Annotated in this window: 14 protein-coding genes; 5 read left to right on the forward strand and 9 right to left on the reverse strand. The window is 64.6% G+C overall.

The annotated features are described in order from the left end of the window. The first annotated feature begins 31 nt into the window (after positions 1-31). Both ACYVNQ_RS14270 and ACYVNQ_RS14275 read left to right on the forward strand, forming a co-directional pair. Complete coding sequence (locus ACYVNQ_RS14270; protein WP_460903143.1) at positions 32-1,279, forward strand: aconitase X; 1,248 nt, start codon at positions 32-34, stop codon at positions 1,277-1,279. Beyond that, entirely contained in the window at positions 1,272-1,757 is a 486-nt protein-coding gene (locus ACYVNQ_RS14275) for an aconitase X swivel domain-containing protein (RefSeq protein ID WP_460903144.1), read from the forward strand. The genes ACYVNQ_RS14270 and ACYVNQ_RS14275 overlap by 8 nt, the downstream gene beginning before the upstream one ends. A 42-nt stretch (positions 1,758-1,799) precedes the next feature. On the opposite strand, the gene ACYVNQ_RS14280 is transcribed toward ACYVNQ_RS14275, so the two are convergent. The 4 genes from ACYVNQ_RS14280 to ACYVNQ_RS14295 all read right to left on the reverse strand — a co-directional run bounded on the left by ACYVNQ_RS14280 (position 1,800) and on the right by ACYVNQ_RS14295 (position 5,878). Further along, entirely contained in the window at positions 1,800-2,507 is a 708-nt protein-coding gene (locus tag ACYVNQ_RS14280) for a GntR family transcriptional regulator (protein WP_460903145.1), read from the reverse strand. 33 nt (positions 2,508-2,540) lie between these two features. Beyond that, complete coding sequence (locus tag ACYVNQ_RS14285) at positions 2,541-3,539, reverse strand: 4-hydroxyproline epimerase (protein ID WP_460903146.1); 999 nt, start codon at positions 3,537-3,539, stop codon at positions 2,541-2,543. A 71-nt stretch (positions 3,540-3,610) separates the two neighbouring features. Then, positions 3,611-4,513 carry a dihydrodipicolinate synthase family protein gene (locus tag ACYVNQ_RS14290; RefSeq protein ID WP_460903147.1) on the reverse strand — a complete coding sequence of 301 codons (903 nt, stop codon included), beginning with the start codon at positions 4,511-4,513 and terminating at the stop codon, positions 3,611-3,613. 42 nt (positions 4,514-4,555) lie between these two features. Next, positions 4,556-5,878, reverse strand: coding sequence for an NAD(P)/FAD-dependent oxidoreductase (locus tag ACYVNQ_RS14295; RefSeq protein ID WP_460903148.1), 1,323 nt, complete (start codon positions 5,876-5,878; stop codon positions 4,556-4,558). 405 nt (positions 5,879-6,283) lie between these two features. Between ACYVNQ_RS14295 and ACYVNQ_RS14300 the strand changes: the two genes are divergently transcribed. Next, complete coding sequence (locus ACYVNQ_RS14300; protein ID WP_460903149.1) at positions 6,284-7,150, forward strand: SMP-30/gluconolactonase/LRE family protein; 867 nt, start codon at positions 6,284-6,286, stop codon at positions 7,148-7,150. Positions 7,151-7,250: 100 nt separating this feature from the next. Here the strand turns inward: ACYVNQ_RS14300 and ACYVNQ_RS14305 are convergent, their stop codons facing one another. Then, positions 7,251-7,475 carry a hypothetical protein gene (locus tag ACYVNQ_RS14305; RefSeq protein WP_460903150.1) on the reverse strand — a complete coding sequence of 75 codons (225 nt, stop codon included), beginning with the start codon at positions 7,473-7,475 and terminating at the stop codon, positions 7,251-7,253. Between the two features lie 455 nt (positions 7,476-7,930). Between ACYVNQ_RS14305 and ACYVNQ_RS14310 the strand changes: the two genes are divergently transcribed. Further along, positions 7,931-9,781, forward strand: a complete 1,851-nt coding sequence (locus tag ACYVNQ_RS14310; RefSeq protein WP_460903151.1) for a PAS domain S-box protein — start codon at positions 7,931-7,933, stop codon at positions 9,779-9,781. Positions 9,782-9,790: 9 nt separating this feature from the next. On the opposite strand, the gene ACYVNQ_RS14315 is transcribed toward ACYVNQ_RS14310, so the two are convergent. Together ACYVNQ_RS14315 and oxlT are read right to left on the reverse strand one after the other, a co-directional pair. Further along, entirely contained in the window at positions 9,791-11,275 is a 1,485-nt protein-coding gene (locus ACYVNQ_RS14315; RefSeq protein ID WP_460903152.1) for an amidase, read from the reverse strand. 103 nt (positions 11,276-11,378) lie between these two features. After that, positions 11,379-12,662: an oxalate/formate MFS antiporter gene (gene oxlT / locus ACYVNQ_RS14320; RefSeq protein WP_460903153.1), complete on the reverse strand. Its 1,284-nt coding sequence runs from the start codon at positions 12,660-12,662 to the stop codon at positions 11,379-11,381. Between the two features lie 351 nt (positions 12,663-13,013). Here oxlT and ACYVNQ_RS14325 point away from each other — a divergent pair, with 351 nt between their 5' ends. Continuing rightward, a complete protein-coding gene (locus tag ACYVNQ_RS14325) occupies positions 13,014-14,024 on the forward strand; it encodes an alpha/beta fold hydrolase (protein ID WP_460903154.1) in 1,011 nt (336 codons plus the stop codon). Positions 14,025-14,040: 16 nt separating this feature from the next. Here ACYVNQ_RS14325 and ACYVNQ_RS14330 read toward each other — a convergent pair whose 3' ends face one another. Next, positions 14,041-14,556, reverse strand: coding sequence for an RNA polymerase sigma factor (locus tag ACYVNQ_RS14330; RefSeq protein ID WP_460903155.1), 516 nt, complete (start codon positions 14,554-14,556; stop codon positions 14,041-14,043). 606 nt (positions 14,557-15,162) lie between these two features. Beyond that, positions 15,163-15,717, reverse strand: coding sequence for a glycine zipper family protein (locus ACYVNQ_RS14335; RefSeq protein WP_460903156.1), 555 nt, complete (start codon positions 15,715-15,717; stop codon positions 15,163-15,165). Positions 15,718-16,077 lie beyond the last annotated feature (360 nt).

A 16,077-nucleotide genomic window follows, 5' to 3' on the forward strand; every position in this document is an offset into this window, starting at 1 on the left:
GCACGCGTCAGCCTGGCTCAATGCAACCATCATGCTGAAGCTCACCGAACGCGACACAGCGATGCTCGACGGCGCGCATGGCGACGGCGTCGCGCTCGCGATGCGCATCGTCACGCGCACGGCCAACGTCATGAGCGCGACGCAGTTGATCGACGTGAGCTCCGCGCATATCGACGGCTGTCTGTACCACGGTCCCGCCAGCCTCGATTTCGTCGAGCGCTTCGTGACCAGCGGCACGCGCGTCGCGGTGCCGACAACGCTGAACGTCGGCTCGCTCGACCTGATTCACCCAGAACTGTTTCGCGGCAGCGATCCATTGCGTCAAGCGGCGGAGCGCCTGATGCAGGCACACCTCGAACTCGGCTGCGAAGCGAGCTTCACCTGTGCGCCGTATCAGCTGAAGCATCGGCCCCAGGTTGGCGAGCAGATTGCGTGGGCCGAATCGAACGCGATCGTGTTCGCGAACTCGGTACTCGGCGCGCGCACCAGCCGCTACGGCGATTTTCTCGATCTGGCCGCCGCGGTGACGGGCCGCGTGCCGTTTGCGGGTTTGCACGTCACGGCAAACCGCGCGGCGCGCATCGTGATCGAAGCGCCCGATTTCGCGGCGACTGACGCGCGCGACGTCTGGTTCGCCGCGCTCGGCCTGCTGCTCGGCAAGGAAGCCGGCACCACGGTGGCGGCCATCACCGGCTTGCCCGCCGATACCAGCGAAGACGAACTGAAGGCGCTTGGCGCCGCGGCTGCGTCGAGCGGTGCGGTCGCACTGTTTCACGCGGTCGGCATCACGCCTGAAGCGCGCACGCTCGACGATGCGACGCAACGCATGCCGCCGCTGCGCACACTGCGTGTAACGATGCACGATCTGGCTGAGGTGCGCAGCAGATTGAATCATGCGCAGCCCGGCGCTGAACTGGCAGCGGTAAGCCTTGGCACACCGCATTTTTCGGTTAGCGAATTCGAGCGGCTTGCGCAGCTGTTTGCGCACTACACGGGCGCGCCGCGTTGCGGTTTTTACGTGAACACGAGCCGCTTTATCCTGTGGCAACTCGAAGCGAGCGGGCTCGCGCAGCAACTTGCGGCACGCGGCGTGCAGATCGTCACCGATACCTGCACGTACATCACACCGATCATCAAGGAGACGCGCGGCGTGGTGATGACCAATTCCGGTAAATGGGCGCACTACGCGCCGGCGAACATCGGCGTAACGGTGGCGTATGGCAGTATGCATGAATGCGTGCGCTCGGCATTCGAGGGGAGCGTGTGCTTCGATGAATAGACCCGACTCGTCTTGTAGCACAGCGCGTGAAGCGTGTGCAGCGTGTGCAACGTGTGAGTTCGCCGCTCATACGCTCGCCGCCGGTAGCGCAGGCGGCGAGCCGCTTGCCGTCGAACCACTCAGTTTCTGGGGCGGCTACGATGCCGGGCGCGGGCTTATCGTGGAACCGGCGCATCCGCAATGCGGGCTATCGCTCGCCGGGAAAGTGATGCTGATGTCGCGCGCCAAGGGCTCCAGCTCGAGCAGCAGCGTACTTGCCGAAGCGATCCGCAACGGCACCGGGCCGGCCGCGATCGTGTTGTGCGAAGCGGATCTGATCGTCGCGATCGGCGTGATCGTCGCGCAGGAGATGTACCGCGCGAACGTGCCGCTCGTAACCGTCGATGGCGCCGCGTTCGCTGCGTTGTGCGCGGCGGGTTCGCCGTTGTATGTCGACGCCCCTCGCGACGGCGCGCAAGCTACGGTTCGGATCGGATAGGCGCTGCGCCGACGCGGTTTCGCTCAACGCGCTCGCAATGCGTCAAGGCGCAATCGCCGATTCCACCGCCGCGACGATCTGCTGCGCGGCAGTGCGGATGTGCTGTTCAAGCAGCTTCGCGCCGCGTTTCGCATCGCGTGCCCGGCATGCTTCGACCAGCGCCATATGTTCGTCGTGCGACTGCTCGCGAATCGGCACCTTCACCACCTGGAAGCGGAAATAGCGGTCGCTGCGATCGTGCAGCACGCGCAGCATCTGCAGCGTGATGTCGCGCCGCGCCGGCCGATAAAGCGTTTCGTGAAAGCGCCAGTTCAATTGGCCCCACTGCGCCTCGGTCGCCTTGTCCATTTCCTTCACGAGTTTTTCGGCCTTGCCGATCTCGGCCTCCGTAATGCGCGCAATCGCTTCGCCGAATAGCCAGGGTTCGAGGCGCAAGCGGATGTCGAAGCTCTCCTCCACTTCGTCGATCGACAGCTCGCATACGTATGCGCCCTTATGCGGCACGACTGTCAACAATCCTTCGCCGGTGAGCCGCGTGATCGCCTCGCGGATCGGCACCCGGCTCACGCCGAGTTCGTCGGCGAGCGCCTCCTGGCGCAGCACTTCGCCGGGCGCGAGCTCGCCGCTCAGAATCCGCTGGCGGATTGCGTCGGTAACGAGTTCGACGGTGGTCGTGCGGACGATCTTGCGCGGCGCCAGTTCGGCGACAGGCACTTCTTTACGACGCGATTTGGCGGCGACCGGACACATGAGCTTGCTTTTGCAATGAGGATTGAAGGTTGATCATTTGAGCAGAAAGCCTTTGGCAAGCGGATCGCGATCGTCGACGAAGATCGTATTGTGGCCCGTTACACGTGCCCAGCCTTCGATACTCGGCACGATCGCATCGAATTCGCCAACCCTTGTCTGCTGTTCCGGCACACCCGTAAACAGCGTGCCGATGATGCTTTCATGCACGAAGCGCTCGCCGATGCGCAGTTCGCCGCGCGCGGCCAGATGCGCCATCCGCGCCGAAGTGCCGGTTCCGCACGGCGAGCGGTCGATCGCCTTGTCGCCGTAAAACACCGCATTGCGCGCACTGGCGCCGGCAACCGTCGGCGTGCCGGTCCACATCACATGCGATAGCCCGCGGATTTCCGGCTGTTGCGGATGCACGAAAGTGTATTTGTCGTTCGCCTTGCTGCGCAGGATCGGGCTAACACGCTGGATATCGGCAGGCTGCAGCGCCTGCAATCCCGCATAGTTCTGCTGCGGCTCGACGATTGCATAGAAATTGCCGCCATACGCAACGTCGAAGCGAATCTCGCCGATGCCTTCGACGTCGACGCTCAGACCCGTCGAGTGCACGAACGAAGGCACGTTGACCAGCTTCACCGCCGCGACGTGCGGACCGTCCATCGTATAGGTTGCCACCACCACGCCGGCTGGCGTATCGAGCCGCAGCACGCCGGGCTCGCGCGGGCGCACGAGGCCGTGTTCGAGCGCGGCGGTGACGGTGCCGATCGTGCCATGCCCGCACATCGGCAGACAGCCGCTCACTTCGATAAACAGGATCGCAACGTCGCACTCGGCGCGCGTCGGCGGGTACAGGATGCTGCCGGACATCACCTCGTGGCCGCGCGGCTCGAACATCAACGACGTGCGGATCCAGTCGAATTCGCGCTCGAAATGCGCGCGCCGCTCGATCATGTTTGCGCCGTGCAACAGCGGCGCGCCGCCGGCCACTACCCGCACCGGGTTGCCACACGTGTGGCCGTCGATGCAGAAAAAGGTTGCTCTCATAACACTGCTCCGGATTTCCGATACGGGTCCTTGCCATACGTCGCCGCGGCCTGTGAGACGTTATCGCAGCTTTATCTCTGCAGCGCCTTCAATGCCGCGAGCGTCTTCTCGACGATCGCAATGGTGCGCTGCCGCTCTTCGCCTGCCAGCTTCAGCCGCGGCGCCTTGACGTTTTCCGCGTAGCCGGCGGTTATGTGCTCGGCAAGCTTGATGTATTGCACGAGCTTCACATGCGTATCGAGGTGATACAGATCGATCAATGCGCGATACAGCGGCCGCGCTTCGTCGAATGCGCCGCTCACCGCGAGTTCGAGCAATTGCACCGATTCCTTCGGCAACGCGTTCGCCATCCCCGATACCCAGCCGGTCACGCCGAGTGCAGCCGATTCCAGCACCAGATCGTCGACGCCGCAAAACACCAGAAAACGCGCGCCGAAACGCGCATACAGGTCGGTCACGCGCGTCGTGTCGTAGGTCTCTTCCTTGATCGCGACGATGTTCGCTTCGTGCTGCAACTCGTCCAGCAGATCCGGGCGCAGATCGACGCCATAGCCACGCGGATTGTTATACAGCATCAGCCCAAGCCTGGTTGCGCGCGCAACCGATTGATAGAACGCGACGGTCTCGCGATCGTCCGAGCGGTACGTGAGCCCCGGAAACACCATCAGCCCCTGCACGCCGATCGCTTCGGCATCTTGCGCGAAGCGTTCGGCACTCGCGGTATTCGTTTCCGCACAACCGGACAGCACCGGCACGCGGCCTGCGACGGTCTCCACCGCAATCTTCAGCACGGTGCGCTTTTCATCGGGTGTGAGCTGCGCATTCTCGCCGACCATCCCCATCATCACGACACCGCCGACGCCATTGTCGAGCAGTCGGTTCAGCCCGCTTGCGATGGCAGCCGGATCGAGCGAGCCGTCGTCTTTCAGCTTGGTCGTGACCGCGGGAAAAACACCTTTCCAGTTGACTTGCATGACTCCCCCTCATTCAGTACCAGCAGATGGAACGGACATCGATCATTCAGGCGCGGGCCGCCGTGCATCGAGCGCGGTACGCGCCCGCGAAAAACGCGCGACCGAACAGGCATCGAGTGCCAATGCGGGTTTGCGGCCGGCCAGACAATCGGCAATCAGCGCACCGGTAGTGGCTGCCTGCGTTAGACCGAGATGCCCGTGGCCAAACGCATAGAGCACCGCCGGCACGCGTGCCGACGGGCCGATCACCGGCAGCGAATCGGGTGTGGCGGGGCGATGGCCCATCCACGGCACCGCGCCGGTTTCATCGAGGTGCGGCAGATAACGCCTGCCGAGCTTCAGCAGTGCTTCGCTGCGACGGTAGTTCGGCGCCGCGTTCAAACCGGCGAATTCCGCCGCGCCGCCGATCCGCAAACCGATATCGAGCGGCGTCGCGACGAATTTGCGCTCGGCGAAGATCACCTCGCGCGACAGCGCGATGCCAGGCGTGGGCAAGGTCGTGTTGTAGCCACGCTCGCTGTCGAGCAGCACGCGCTCGCCGAGCGTCGCGGCCAGTTGCGCCGACCATGCGCCGGCCGCCACCACCAGCCGGCGGCCACGCACCCGTTCACCGGTGGCCAGCAACGCGGCTGGCGCCAGCGCATCCGAAGCGTCGAGCGCCGTCACGCGCGCCTCGACGAAGCGCGCGCCCAACTGCCGGATACGCTCGCGCAACTGCGTGACGAGGCGCTTCGGATCGCCGATGTGCGACCAGTCGTCGAGGAACACGCCGCACGCGAACACCGGCGCCAGCGCCGGCTCGCAGTCGCGTACCTCGGCGGCCGACAGCGCGCGCCAGCGCACGCCGAGCTCGCGCTTGAACGCCCATTCGCGCGCATCGGCCGCGAATGCCTGCTGGGTTTCGTAGACCGTCAATGCGCCGCGGCGATACAGCATGTCGCGTGCGCCGACGTCGTCGAAGAGCGGCAGGAGGTCGTCATAAACGCGGCTGTTCAGTTGCGCGAGGGTCTGCGAAATCTCCTGAAAACGCGGCTCGCGGCCGGCCTTGCCGAATTCGATCAGCCACGGCAGCGCAGCCGGCAGATGCTTCCAGTCGAGCGCAAGCGGGCCGAGCGGGTCGGCCAGCCATTTCAACGCTTTCCAGAACAGGCCATGCACGGCGATCGGTGTGCATTCGGTTACTGCAATACCGCCCGCATTGCCGTGCGACGTGCGATCGCCGGCGAAATCGCGGTCGATTATCGTGACGCTCGCACCGTCGCGCAGCGCCGACCATGCGCAGGCGAGACCGACGATTCCGCCGCCGATCACAACGACGTCGGGTGTCACCGACGTCGTGCGTGGCGTCTGTGCGATGCCGGTCATCGTCCGGGGACCTCACAGGCGCGGGCCATATTGCAGCGTTCCATCACGATCACGTATGCGAATTCCCCGTCAGATGCCCCTTCAAATGCCTCGTCACCGCGTCGTATGCAGCGATGATGTCGCGAGATCGGCCCAGAATTCTCCAGCCGACGCGCAAACAATATCTTGGATCCAATATCCGGCGTCAACACCGATTTTCCCCAGGTGAGCGGACGCCAGAGGTCCGCAAAGTGCTTTTCCGATAGAGTACAAACCTACCGTAATAAAAACATCGGAGATGGGCATGACTGTTCCGGTCTTGCGAGGTACCGCCTGGTGATCCGTTCCGCTTCATCCATCCGTTCGGTCCTGTCACGCATGCGGCTAACGTGCCGCTTCGCCGCCGCGCTAGCGCTGTGCACCGTTATGGCGAGCGCACAAGCCGATACCGCCGGCGCAGCAAGCAGCGAAACGATCGCGAGCGGCCTGCAGTTTCCCGAAGGCACGGTGTTCGTAGCCGACGTGCTGTACTTCGTCGATTACGCGGCATCGGACGTGCTGCGTATTGCCCGCGACGGCAGCGTACAAAAGGTCTGGCATGGCGATGGATGCGGCGCCAACGGGCTGGTGGCGCGCGGCACGCACTTGCTGGTAGCGTGCTACGACAGCGGCTCGATCGCCGAGATCGCGCTCGACGGCAGGCTGGTCGGCACGCTGCGCACGGACGCCGACGCTCAGCCGTTCGTGCATCCGAACGACCTGACCGCCGACACCCAGGGCGGCGTGTACTTCAGCGCATCCGGCTCGGCGGACACACCCGGCAAGGTGTACTACATCGCCGGCGATCGCACGGTGCGCGAGGTGGCCACCGACATTCGCTACTCGAATGGGCTCGCGATTGCGCCGGACGGCAACACGCTCTATGTTGCGGAAAGCGCGGCGGCGCGCATTCTGAGCTTCACCATTGGCGCGCACGGCACGCTCGGCGCGCGCCATACGTTCGTCGAACTGGGCGAGCCCGGCGCCGACGGCAGCGCGAAATATACGCCCGATGCGGTACGCACCGACCGCAACGGCAATCTGTTCGTGGCGTTATACGATGGCGGCGGCGTTGCCGTGTTCTCGTCTCGCGCGACGCTGCTCAACAAGATCGCCCTACCCGCGCAGCATCATTCGAACCTTGCCATCTCGCCGGACGGTAGATTCCTGTTCGTCACGTCGATTGACGAAGAACCAGGCGGAAACTATCGCAGCGGCCTGCTGAAGGTGCGCAATCCGCTTGCCCCTCGATAAACGGATTTACCGCGGTGGCCGGCAGCGCTGCAGGCCACCGGCACTGGCCACCGACACAAGCCATGCACCTCGATACGCACGCGTCATACGTCGTGCCGCGCTACCCCGCCGTCACGAAGTAATGCAGCGGCGCGGCGCCTTGCAGCACGAATTCGATCGCGCGCCCTGCGCGGACATCGAGCAGCAGCCGCTCGAGTTCCGCCAGTTCGGCGTTCAGCGCATCCGCACCGCTGACGTCGCGGGCCTCCAGCGCGTCGGCCACCTCGCGCCGGCGCAGCATAATCCGTTCTATCGCGCTCGGGCGCGTCAAAAACATGCGTTCCATCGTTGTCGTCGATTCATGCGCGCATACGGCTTCTTCTGCCCACGCGCGTGACGCTTCGACTCCGCAAGACTGGCGGGATTCCTTGCGCACCGAAAAAAACCACCGCCATCGCACATCTGCGCCGCTCTGGCCGCGCGTGCGTCGCTTATTCGCACGGCGCTTACAGTTCGCTGGCGGAAAAATGCGCTCCGCTGCAATAATTCCGTTATCGTCGGGCCCGCGTCACCCATCGCCCGTATTCATCACTGAAGTACGCTCGTCCCGTCGATGCACGAGCGCCCGCCGGATGCGGCATTCATCCATCGCGATGAGCCTGCGGGCAGCACCTGTATGCGAAACACATGCAGGCCGAACGCATGGCACACGCAACATAAGACATGATCCCGCTACTTTCCGCATCACGCCGCACGCATGGCAAACACGGCCCTAACGGTGCACGCGCGGCCACGCCACGCGTGAAACACACCGGATGGCGCCGCCTGCTGCTGGTCTGGCTCGCAGGCATCGCGGCACTTGCCGCCGTCACGTGGTGCTGCTTCCGCCTCGGGCTCGACGAATCCGCGGCGAAATGCGTGTTCCTGACCGTGATCGTGCTGCTGTCGCTGACAGATGGCTTCGTGTCGTCGATCCTGTTCTGCATTCTCGCGATCCTGTCGATCGACTATTTCTTCACGAAGCCGCTGTTCAGTCTGCAGATTCCGACCGGCATGTATCTGATGGACCTCGCGACGTTCCTGATCGCGTCGCTGGTCGTCACCACGCTGGTACGGCACACGCGCTCGCTCGCGCAGGCGCAGCGCGATCAGGCACGCCTGCTCGACCTGACGCACGACACCATCGTCGTGCATGACCCGGCGGGCCGCATCACTTACTGGAACCGCGGCGCCGAGCGGCTATACGGCTGGCCGAAGCACGAAGCGCTCGGTCGCGATATCGACGAACTACTGCTGACGCGTTTTCCGGAATCGCCGGACCAGATCGCCGCCACGCTGATCGAAACCGGCCACTGGGAAGGCGAACTGATGCGCCAGACGCGGCACGGCACGGAACTGGTGATCGCCAGCCGCTGGTCGCTGCAACGCACGCAGCAAGGCGCACCGCTCGCAGTCCTCGAAAGCGGCAACGACATCACCGCGCGCACGCGCGCCGAGGATGCGCTGCGCCGGAGCGAAGCGACTTATGCGGCCGAGGCGCAGCGCCTGTCCGACACCGGCAGCTTCGGCTGGGAAGTCGCAAGCGGCCGGATAACCTGGTCCGAGCAGAGTTTCAGCATTTTCGGCTACCCGCTTCATATCGAACCGACGCTCGCCGCCGTGATGCAGCGCATCCACCCCGACGACATCGAGTTCGTGCGCCAGACAATCGGCGCAGCCGCTGCCGACCGGCTGCCGTTCGACTTCGAACACCGGCTGCTGATGCCGGACGGTACGGTCAAATATCTGCATATCGTTGGCCACGCAACCGATGCGGAACAGCTGCACTACGCAGGCGCGACCATGGACATCACCACCGAACGCCGCACCGAACAGCGGCTGCAGGATGCGCAGGCGGAGCTCGCGCGCGTCACGCGCGTGACGATGCTCGGCGAGCTGAGCACGTCGATCGCTCACGAAGTGGGTCAGCCGATTGCGGCGACCGTAACCAACGCCGAGGCATCGCTACGCTGGCTCGAACGCGACCCGCCGCGCCTCGACGAAGTGCGCGCGGGCCTCACGCGGATCATCGGCGAAGCGCGGCGTTCGTTCCAGATCGTGAGCCGGGTGCGCACACTCGCGACGAAAGACACCGGCCTGAAGACGCTGCTCGACGTCGACGACGTGGTCAAGGAAGTGCTGGTGCTGATCCAGCGCGAGATCCTGCGCCACGAGGCCACGCTGCGCCTGCAGCTGGCAGGCTCGCTGCCACTGGTGATGGCCGATCGCATCCAGCTGCAGCAGGTGTTGATCAATCTGATCATCAACGGCGTACAGGCGATGGACGGCGTCACCGGCCGGCCGCGCGAGTTGATCGTCGCGACCCGCACCGGCGCCGGGCCCGACGCGCCGGTGGTAATCGCGGTGCGCGACAGCGGTGCCGGCATCGCACCCGAGAGCCGCGAGCGGCTCTTCAACGCGTTCTTCACGACCAAGCCGCAAGGCATGGGCATGGGGCTGTCGATCTGCCGCTCGATCGTCGATGCGCACCGCGGCACGATCCGCACGCTCGACAACGACGACTACGGCGTGACCTTCGAATGCGCGTTGCCGCGCGCCAGCGCAGCCGAGCTGGCCGAACACGCGCAGGCGCCGCAGCCGCAGGCGTCCTGACGCGCGACCTTAGCCAAACACCGGCGGCGCCGTCACCAGCGATTTCAGTTCCGCCACCGGCTGCGACAGCTTTGCGAGTTCAGGCTGCACGCGACGCAACGCCGGGTCGCGCTGCCATGCCGCTTCGAATGCCTGCGCGATGTCGAACAGCCGCAGATCGCCGCGATGCGCGCCGACCACCTGCAAACCGAACGGCATGCCCGCATGATCGGTGCCGCACGGCAACGCGAGCGCCGGGTTGGTCGCGAGCGTGACGATGTAGGTCAGCGCAAGCCAGCGGTAGTAATTCGCGAGCGGCTGGCCGTTGATCTCGGCGAGATACGGTTGCGACCACGGGAACGGCGTGATCGGCGAGGTCGGCGACACGATCACGTCGTACTGTTCGAACACCGCCTGGAAGCGCGTGAACAGCCGCGTTTGCTCCGCATGCGCCCAGACCACGTCGGCCAGCGTCATCGCTCGGCCCATTTCATAGTTGGTGCGCGTGTTCTGACCCAGCGACTGCGGGTCGCGCTCGTAGATTTCCTGAAAGCCCGCCACGAAGTTCTGCGCGCGGATGATGTCGAAGCAACGGTCCGCTTCACCGACGTCGAGTGCCAGTGGTTCGCACACTTTCACCTGGCGCGACAACGCAGCGATCTTTTCGCGGAACGTCGCGCGCAGACGATCGTCGACCGCGCACACGCCGAAGTCTTCGGTATAGGCGACGCGCAGCGTCGACAGATCGACTGGATTGCACTGCGCGAACGCGACGGCGTCGCTCGTGTAGCTGAGCGCGTCGCTGGCTTCGAAGCCGGCCATCGCCGCCATCTGCAGCCGCGTATCGGCAACGTCGCGGCCCATCGGGCCGACCACCGAAATCGGCGCCCAGCCGAGCGTGCGCCGGTCGTTCGGCACGAGCCCCGGCGACGGCCGGAAGCCGACCACGCCGCACAGCGCCGCCGGAATGCGCAGCGAGCCGCCGGTGTCCGAGCCGGTGGCGAGCGGCAGCATGTCGGTAGCAAGCGCGGCGGCCGAGCCGCCCGACGAGCCGCCCGCGTTCAGCAGCGGATTGAACGGATTGCCGGTGGCGCCCCACACCGCGTTGCGCGTATTGGCGCCCGCGCCGAACTCGGGCACGTTGGTCTTCGCCGCGACGATCGCACCCGCCGCACGCAGACGCGCGACCAGCACGTGGTCGCGTTGCGGCACATGTGCGCGATATAGCGGCGAACCATAGGTGGTCAACAATCCCGCGGTTTCTTCGAGATCTTTCACACCGATCGGCAGGCCATGCAGCAGGCCGAGCGTCGCGCCGCGCATCACCGCCTGCTCGGCCTCGCGCGCCGCGGCGCGGGCGCGCTCGAAATCGGTGGCCGCGATCGCATTGACCGCGGGGTTCAGCGCTTCGATGCGCGCAATGTACGCATCGAGCAATTCGACCGGCGACAGCTCGCGGCTGCCGATCATGCGCCGCGCGGTGACGGCCGACAACGAAACCAGTGATTCATCCATGCCAGGTGCAAGCCTCATAGACCAGATTGACGATGTAGATGTGCGTGCCGGCAGCTAGCCGCGCATGCCGTGCATGCAAGACCCGCAAGCAGTCGTGCCGCGTTCATTGCGCATGCTGCCGCGCGATGAACGCGCGGCGCAGCGGCAACAATACGGCCAGCGCCAGCAGCGCGGTGCAGCTATCGAGCGCGATGGCCGTGCCGAACACCGCATGCCAGCCGCCGGTGCGCTGATGCAGCAGTGCCGCCACCGGACCGCCGAGAATCGAGCCGACGCCTTGCGCATACGACAGACAGGCGTAGTTGACGATCGCATGACGGCTGCCGAACGTATCGGTCAGCGTCGAAGGAAACAGCGAGAAAATCTCGCCCCAACCGAGAAATACGACGCCCGACAACAATACGAACAGCAGCGGATCGTGCCGCAGCGCCAACCATAATGCCATGGCGACCGCTTCCATGCCGAACGCGATGAACATGGTCGGCTCGCGGCCGATGCGATCCGAGATCCAGCCGAACAGCGGCCGTGTGAGCCCGTTGGCGACACGATCGATGGTCAGCGCAAGCGGCAGCGCCGCGAGACCGAACACGCTCAGATCGGCGAGGCCGAAGTCGCGCGTGAACACGGCCATTTGCGACGTGACCATCAGGCCGGAGGTGGACATCATCGACATCATCGCGAACAGCAGCCAGAACACCGGTGTGCGCAGCATCGAGCCGGTGCGTGTGTCGAGCCCCGCATGGGTGGCCCTGGGCGGCCGCCAGTCCGCCATATAGCCGGGTGGCGGCAGCCGCATCGCGAGCCCCGCGGCCACGCCGACCACCGCAAGCACCGCGCCGAACACCACCAGTGTGTGCTGATAGCCGTACTTCGCGACGCTTGCCGCGACCGGCCAGGTGGTCAACATCGAGCCCATGCCGAAGCCCGCCATCACCACGCCGATCGCAAGGCCGCGCTTGTCCGGAAACCAGCGCGCCATCAGGCCGATCGTGCCGACCACGAGGATCCCCACGCCGATCCCGCCCACCACGCCGTAGCTTAGATACACCTGGGTCAGCGACGAGGCCATGCTGGTCAGTATCCAGCTGAGCCCGGTCAGCGCACCTCCCGCCGCCAGCAGCCAGCGCGCGCCGAAACGCTCGATCAGATAGCCTTCGAGCGGCGACAGAAAGGTCTGGCACACGATCAGGATCGAGAACGTCACCTGCAGCGCGGGCAGCGATGCGCCAAGCCGTTGCGTCAGCGGATGCGTGAGCAAGGTCCAGATGTACTGCGGATTCGACGCGACCATCGCGCAGACAACGCCGCACGCAAGCTGGCACCAGCGGTTGTGAAAGGAAAGCGCAAACTGCGGGCGGGCGGCTGCATCGAGGGGCTGCGTGCTCATGGGCAAAAGGACGTCGCGCAATATTGGAGGGCCACGCCTGCGCAATGTCTATGCCATGATGCGGGTGCGCGGCGCGTGCCGTGCGGCGCGTGACGCGTGACGCGTGCACGCGAGCGTCATGCGCGAGGCACGCCAGGCGGTGTGAGCACGCGACGGGATAACGACAAGCCGACGCAAACAGCACACCTACGCCGCATCGCGCGCGCAACGAGCGCACATACGTGCACGCGAGCGCACATGAACGCGCACATAAGCACACGCAACGCGCACGACGTGCGTGCGCACGCGCCGGGTTGGTGCCGCCCCGCTCCACCCGATCCCTTCGACCACTGACCTGTTACGCCGAAAGCCATGCAAGACTATTCGATCTTCAACGCCGGCCATGTCGTGCTGCAGTCCGGCATCACCTTCAGGGACGCCCAGCTCGCCTACAAGACTTACGGCCAACTCGATGCCACAAAGTCGAACGCGATTCTGTACATGACGTCGTTCTCCGCGCATCACTACGACGTCGACTGGCTGATCGGTCCCGGCAAGCCGCTCGATACCAACCATTATTGTGTGATCGTGCCGAACCTGTTCGGCAACGGGCTGTCGTCGTCGCCGAGCAATGCGGTCGAGCCGTTCAACGGCGCGCGCTGGCCGAACTTCACGATTGCGGACAACGTCGCGGTGCAGCGCCGGCTGCTCGAACAGCTCGGCGTGGACACGTTGCAGCTGGCTTGCGGCTGGTCGATGGGCGGCATCCAGGCGTATCACTGGGCAGCGCTCTATCCGGCCATGGTCAAACGGCTTGCGGTGCTATGCGGCGCGGCGAAGACGTCGCCGCACAACCTCGTGTTCCTCGAAGGCGTTCGCGCAACCTTGACCGCCGATGCCGCGTTTCAGAACGGCACCTTCGTCACGCGTCCCGAGCGCGGTCTGCGCGCGATGGGCCGCAGCTATGCGGCGATGGCGATGTCGCAGACTTTCTATCGCGACGAACTATGGCGCAGCGCCGGTTTTTCTTCGCTGGAAGACTATCTGGTGATGTCGTGGGAAGCGAACTTCCTGCGCCGCGATGCGAACAATCTGCTCGCGCATCTGTGGACCTGGCAGCACGCGAACATCGCCGCCAACGACGTCTATCGCGGCGACTTCAACGCGGCGCTGCGAGCGATCACGGCCCGCGCGCTGATCATGCCGAGCGAAACGGATCTCTACTTTCAGGTGGAAGACAATCGGCTCGAAGTCGAACAGATGCGCGATGCGCGGTTGCTGCCGATTCCGTCGGTGTGGGGCCATCGCGCCGGGCTGCCCACCGCGAATCTCGAGGATGCCGCGTTTATCGGTGCAGCGTTCGCGCAACTGCTAGCCGAATAAGCCTGGCGCTGCCCGCCTAGCGGCTCGCGGGCAGCGAGGTTTGCCGCGCCGGGTGGTCGCTGAACGCGCGCCCGAGCTTCAGGCGCACCGCGACGTGCGCAAGCTTCGCGCGGTCGACGCTGACACCGAGCACGGCCGCCGATTCCTCGTAGGTCAGGCCTTCCACTTCGGCAAGCAGCAGCGACGCGCGTTCGGGCGGCGCAAGCGAGCGGAACTCCGCAAGAATGCGCGAATGTTTGTCGGCCGCGCGGTTGAGGCGCGCACGACCCGATGCCGAAGGGCCGAGTGCGGCGCGACGCGCGCGCTCATAGCGGTCGTATGCGGTGCCGCTCCTCAATACACTGTGCGCAGCGGCCAGCATGCGCACCAGCGTCTCGCGCTCGCCAGCCGCCTGCGCCGGTTCGAAGCTCGCGTTGCACGCCTTGGCCACCATCGCCTCGGCGAGTGGTGCGTCTTCAGTCAGCCGCCAGGCAAACGACCATACCCGTGTGACCAACGCGCGCAGGACTGCCGGATCGGAAACTGCATTCATGCCTGATGCTCCGCTTGTAGAAACTCCGCCATAACGTAATCACACGGCGCAACAAGAGCTTACACACCGGGACGCGATCAGGCTATGCCATTTGCATCAAAATGCTTGTTCATTTAGTGCATTCAATGACGAAAAGCCTGTTATGCACCTGAATGAATGTCGAAATTAAAAATTCGTCACAAGCGACGGTTAAATTATTATTTCCGGACAATTTCCATCTAATTACATTGACCGTACGTCCAGAATACACGTGGACACGCCTGCTGCGGCCCGCCTGCATTATCCTCCAGCGGGAAAGACCATTTAATAAATTCCATTAAACGCCGCAATTGACGGAACCAATTGCGATAGGATCGGCGGTGAATGTCGAAAACCGGTCAGAACAGACATTCCCGATGTGTCGCAGTTACACCAAAGGATAATTGACTGAATGAAATAAGGCACTTTAATAGAGCCGACGGATTTTTTATTCCGCCATATTCTGAAGTGTCTTTGGGATCCAGGAATGATGTCGACCACGGCCGAGGCCGCGCGCAGTATCCGGCATCGAGGTATCGCACAAGGAAAAACCGGCGCAGGTTGCGCCGGTCGGATCTTCGATCAGTATCAGTAGTACGGCCCGTACGGCGGTGGACCGTAGTAGTACCCGCGCGGCGGCGCCTGGTAATAGTAGACCGGCGCCGGTGCATAGGCTGGCTGCGGTTGCGGCTGTGAAATCGTATTGCCTTTCGAGGTCATGCATTGGGCGTAGGCGGCGTCGTATTGTGCCTGCAAGCCGCCCTGCGCATATTGCGCGCCGTTCGCGCCGTAAGCGCTGCCGAGCAGCAGGCCGCTACCCGCGCCGATTGCCGCGCCGACCCCTGCATTGCCCGCCGCCGCGCCGAGCAGCGCACCCGCCGCCGCGCCGCCAAGCGTACCGAGCGCGGTACTGTTCACACTGTTTTGCGTCGCGCCTTGCGCCGCACCTGGCGCATTGCTGGAACGGTACGCATAGTCGCGGCACGCGTAATCGTCCTGCTGGAACTGGGCGAGCGGCTCGCCCTGGCGCGGCAACGCGACAATGCTCGGGCCGGCGGGCGGAGCCACTGCGCAACCGCCGAGTACCACGGCAAGCGCGGCGGCCGGCAGCACTACTTTGAGAGATCTGGTTCTGGCACTCATACCGGTTCAAGTCAGGGTTGCAATAAACGAACCTTAGACGAATCGGCCCCATCACACGTTACCGAATCGTTACTGGATATTTTGACCCGGCGCGCGCGCCGGAATTCACACGGTGCTTGCACCAAGGGCTGCTGCGTGCGGGCCCGCGGTTGCGGTCAGGTGACGGACGCTTACCAGATGTAACCACCCGCGCGGCGCGCAAGGGGCGCAGAGTAGCACGCCTTCCACCGTGCCGCGCTCGCGTAGCGCAACGACCGCCGCTGCGACAGCCGGCGGCGCACTACGTCGAACGGGCTAAACACACGTTTTCCGTTGAGGAATGCAAGAATTTTGTTAGTGTCCGTACTGGATGTGCGCCAG

The organism is Paraburkholderia jirisanensis (assembly GCF_054782355.1).

Coding starts and splice junctions, on each gene's coding strand:
- ACYVNQ_RS14270 (WP_460903143.1), top strand. CDS start 32: ATGCTGAAGCTCACCGAACGCGACACAGCGATGCTCGACGGCGCGCAT.
- ACYVNQ_RS14275 (WP_460903144.1), top strand. CDS start 1,272: ATGAATAGACCCGACTCGTCTTGTAGCACAGCGCGTGAAGCGTGTGCA.
- ACYVNQ_RS14280 (WP_460903145.1), bottom strand. CDS start 2,507: ATGTGTCCGGTCGCCGCCAAATCGCGTCGTAAAGAAGTGCCTGTCGCC.
- ACYVNQ_RS14285 (WP_460903146.1), bottom strand. CDS start 3,539: ATGAGAGCAACCTTTTTCTGCATCGACGGCCACACGTGTGGCAACCCG.
- ACYVNQ_RS14290 (WP_460903147.1), bottom strand. CDS start 4,513: ATGCAAGTCAACTGGAAAGGTGTTTTTCCCGCGGTCACGACCAAGCTG.
- ACYVNQ_RS14295 (WP_460903148.1), bottom strand. CDS start 5,878: ATGACCGGCATCGCACAGACGCCACGCACGACGTCGGTGACACCCGAC.
- ACYVNQ_RS14300 (WP_460903149.1), top strand. CDS start 6,284: ATGGCGAGCGCACAAGCCGATACCGCCGGCGCAGCAAGCAGCGAAACG.
- ACYVNQ_RS14305 (WP_460903150.1), bottom strand. CDS start 7,475: ATGGAACGCATGTTTTTGACGCGCCCGAGCGCGATAGAACGGATTATG.
- ACYVNQ_RS14315 (WP_460903152.1), bottom strand. CDS start 11,275: ATGGATGAATCACTGGTTTCGTTGTCGGCCGTCACCGCGCGGCGCATG.
- oxlT (WP_460903153.1), bottom strand. CDS start 12,662: ATGAGCACGCAGCCCCTCGATGCAGCCGCCCGCCCGCAGTTTGCGCTT.
- ACYVNQ_RS14325 (WP_460903154.1), top strand. CDS start 13,014: ATGCAAGACTATTCGATCTTCAACGCCGGCCATGTCGTGCTGCAGTCC.
- ACYVNQ_RS14330 (WP_460903155.1), bottom strand. CDS start 14,556: ATGAATGCAGTTTCCGATCCGGCAGTCCTGCGCGCGTTGGTCACACGG.
- ACYVNQ_RS14335 (WP_460903156.1), bottom strand. CDS start 15,717: ATGAGTGCCAGAACCAGATCTCTCAAAGTAGTGCTGCCGGCCGCCGCG.